Here is an 881-nt window from a genome sequence, read left to right on the forward strand (position 1 = left end):
ACAGGAAGTTATGTTGGCACTCTTGAAGCAGAGGGAATAAAAGTTGAAAACAATCCAAATAATTCAAGTGTAGAGACYGTATTTTTAAGTTTAAATCCCGGATTAGATTCTTCTGGAAACCAAAAACCGATTCGATTATATACTCTGTTTGAATAGATAGAGAAAAAAAGCCCCTCTCGATTTAGAGATGGGCTTCTAACGTGGTGTGATTCTGGGAGTTATACAATAATTCACCCATAAAATTATTGCATATTCATGCACACAATTTTATGTCATGCAAACAACTTAGCAAATGTATTTTCTCCAGCGATACCATCTGCTGGTAATCCGTTAGCTTTTTGAAATACTTTTACCGCTGATTTTGTGCCACTTCCAAATATACCATCTACCCCATTTGGATTGTAACCTTCAGAATAAAGTACAGCTTGTAAGATATATGTGATATTCCCATTCGCCCCTTCTCTAATAATGGGTGAAGCTGCCTTTGTATTAGGACCCCATTTCCCATCGACCTTAAGCTTTGCACTATATTGTTTATTTAGCTCCCTTTGGAACCCCTTTATCAGCGCCTTCTTAGTGTTAGGACCATAAAAACCATCCACAACGATTCTTGTTTTATACCTAGTGTTTAATGTTTTTTGGATTTGTTTTACAATCTGATCACCAGTAGGCACTTTTGATACCAAATTGGGTTTTTTGCCTGCTTGTAATTGTGAAAAGGATAATCCACCCGTCATCTCCAAATGAGGATAGTCTTTATACGAAGCCCAATCTCCACCCCATTGAAAACCCAAATCTTTACCAATAGCAGCTACACGTTTCCACTTTGAATCAACTGTCCATATTGCATTCTTCCCATCATCACTCACTATGATATAATC

1 protein-coding gene is annotated in these 881 nt (G+C 37.2%); it reads right to left on the bottom strand.

Going from position 1 to position 881, the window contains the following annotated elements:
• Positions 1–272 precede the first annotated feature (272 nt).
• The coding region (locus AC1DUW_RS30715) for a peptidoglycan-binding protein (protein ID WP_477644435.1) at positions 273–881 on the bottom strand (609 nt) is incomplete at its 5' end.

It is taken from the genome of Peribacillus sp. P4_C12, from assembly GCF_056402095.1.